The organism is Phytobacter sp. V69, assembly GCF_965644215.1.
Lineage (GTDB): Bacteria > Pseudomonadota > Gammaproteobacteria > Enterobacterales > Enterobacteriaceae > Phytobacter.
Genome location: NZ_CBFFRL010000349.1, coordinates 1 through 2,706 on the forward strand (window position 1 = coordinate 1; position 2,706 = coordinate 2,706).

Sequence of the window (2,706 nt, forward strand, 5' to 3'; positions counted from 1 at the left end):
TTCAGGCAACCGTCTGTGGTGTTTGCAGAGCTAAGATTGGCGGCTTAGCGTTGCACTTCGGAGTTGAATCCGCCATCTATATCCGGAATTAATGATCAGTTGCTGTTTGAGATCGTCATTTTGAATTTCTTTCATCGTTGCTTCCCGATATGAGATTTCTCATATTTAGCATACGTGGCCTGCTGATATGCTTCAATCATCGACCGAATTAAATTTTCTTTGATGAGACGAAAATAACCTAACAGCGAGCAGAGGAAATAAAAATGGAAAAGAGGAAAATTATTCTGGATTGCGATCCAGGACATGATGATGCTATTGCGATGATGATGGCGGCGCGTCACCCTGCAATTGATTTATTGGGTATTACCATTGTCGCGGGAAACCAGACGCTGGATAAAACGTTAGTGAATGGATTAAATGTCTGTCAGAAACTGGATATTAATGTACCGGTCTATGCCGGGATGCCGCAGCCCATTATGCGCCAGCAAATTGTGGCGGATAATATTCATGGCGAATCCGGTCTTGATGGCCCGGTATTTGAACCGCTTACCCGCAAGGCCGAAACGACGCATGCCGTGAAATATATTATTGATACGCTAATGGCGAGCGACGGCGACATCACGCTGGTACCGGTGGGGCCGCTGAGTAATATTGCGGTTGCCATGCGTATGCAGCCGGCGATCCTGCCAAAAATCCGCGAGATTGTCCTGATGGGCGGCGCGTACGGCACCGGGAATTTCACGCCGTCGGCTGAATTTAATATCTTCGCCGACCCGGAAGCGGCGCGCGTGGTCTTTACCTCTGGCGTGCCGCTGGTGATGATGGGCCTTGATCTGACCAACCAGACCGTTTGCACGGCAGACGTGATTGCGCGGATGGAAAAAGCAGGTGGTCCGGCGGGCCAGTTGTTCAGCGATATCATGAACTTCACCCTGAAAACGCAGTTTGAGAACTACGGTCTGGCAGGCGACCCGGTGCATGACGCAACCTGTATTGGCTATCTGATTAACCCGGCGGGCATCAAAACCCAGGAGATGTACGTTGAGATCGACGTGAATAGCGGCCCTTGTTACGGGCGTACTGTCTGTGATGAGCTGGGCGTTCTGGGCAAACCCGCGAACACCAAAGTTGGCATCACCATCGACACCAACTGGTTCTGGGGCCTGGTGGAAGAGTGCGTGCGGATGTATCACTGATACAGCATAGGCCAAAAAAATAAAGGGCAGTAAGCCGTCGCCCACCCCCATTCAGTCTGAGTCCCGTGATTGTGCGTGAATAAGCGTCACGTGCAATGGCGCGCCTCAGCCTGAATATACCGAAAGCCTGGCATTAAGAGAAAATCATTATGGATATAATGAGAAGTGTTCTGGGTATGGTGGTATTACTGGCGATTGCCTTTTTACTGTCAGTAAATAAACGAAATATCAGCCTGCGCACGGTGGGCACGGCATTATTATTACAAATTGCGATTGGTGGCGTGATGCTCTATTTCCCACCGGGGAAATGGCTGGCCGAACAAGCGGCGCTCGGCATCCACAAAGTCATGAACTATAGCGATGCCGGCAGTGCTTTTATATTTGGTTCGTTAGTTGGGCCGAAAATGGATGTAATATTTGACGGAGCTGGCTTTATCTTTGCTTTTCGCGTATTGCCCGCCATTATTTTTATCACCGCGCTGGTGAGCCTGCTTTATTATATTGGTGTGATGGGCATTCTCATCCGCATTCTTGGCGGTATTTTCCAGAAAGCGCTCAACATCAGTAAAATCGAATCCTTTGTTGCCGTGACGACCATATTTCTCGGGCAAAATGAGATCCCGGCGATCGTCAAACCCTTTATTGACCGCCTGAACCGCAATGAGCTGTTTACCGCCATTTGCAGCGGGATGGCGTCGATCGCCGGTTCCACCATGATTGGCTACGCCGGTCTGGGAGTGCCGATTGATTACCTGCTGGCGGCGTCATTAATGGCAATACCAGGTGGGATCTTATTTGCCCGTTTGCTCAGCCCGGCGACAGAGGCGACGCAAGTTTCCTTTGAAAACCTCTCCTTCACCGAAACGCCACCCAAAAGCATTATCGAAGCAGCAGCGAGCGGGGCGATGACCGGACTAAAAATCGCAGCGGGCGTGGCCACGGTAGTGATGGCATTTGTCGCCATCATCGCGCTGATTAATGGCATTATCGGCGGCGTTGGCGGCTGGTTCGGCTTCGGTCATGCCACGCTGGAAGGGATCTTCGGCTATGTGCTGGCACCGCTGGCGTGGATCATGGGCGTCGACTGGAATGACGCGACGCTTGCTGGCAGCCTGATTGGGCAAAAGCTGGCGATCAATGAGTTCGTGGCCTATCTCAGCTTTTCACCGTATCTGCATGCCGCAGGGACGCTGGACGTGAAAACTATCGCCATTATCTCGTTTGCGCTGTGCGGCTTTGCTAACTTTGGCTCGATTGGAGTGGTGGTGGGGGCGTTTTCCGCCGTTGCGCCACAACGGGCATCGGAAATTGCCCAACTCGGTATGCGGGCGCTGGCGGCGGCAACGCTCTCTAACCTGATGAGCGCCACCATCGCCGGGTTCTTTATCGGTCTTGCCTGATTCAACCGCACGCCAGTGTTACTGGCGTGCGTTCTTGTGCACAGAAAACCCCCAGCTAGGCTGGGGGTTCCGGAAAGCTTTCAGCTTTAAGTCAGTTATCAAAACCCCTT

Annotated in this window: 2 protein-coding genes; both read left to right on the top strand. The window is 52.0% G+C overall.

What is annotated here, in order from left to right; genetic code table 11:
* The first annotated feature begins 263 nt into the window (after positions 1-263).
* Positions 264-1,196, top strand: a complete 933-nt coding sequence (gene rihB, locus ACSZPU_RS24885; protein ID WP_499004261.1) for a ribosylpyrimidine nucleosidase — start codon at positions 264-266, stop codon at positions 1,194-1,196.
* 149 nt (positions 1,197-1,345) lie between these two features.
* Positions 1,346-2,596, top strand: coding sequence for a NupC/NupG family nucleoside CNT transporter (locus tag ACSZPU_RS24890; RefSeq protein WP_499004263.1), 1,251 nt, complete (start codon positions 1,346-1,348; stop codon positions 2,594-2,596).
* Positions 2,597-2,706: the final 110 nt, after the last annotated feature.

Coding starts and splice junctions, on each gene's coding strand:
- rihB (WP_499004261.1), top strand. CDS start 264: ATGGAAAAGAGGAAAATTATTCTGGATTGCGATCCAGGACATGATGAT.
- ACSZPU_RS24890 (WP_499004263.1), top strand. CDS start 1,346: ATGGATATAATGAGAAGTGTTCTGGGTATGGTGGTATTACTGGCGATT.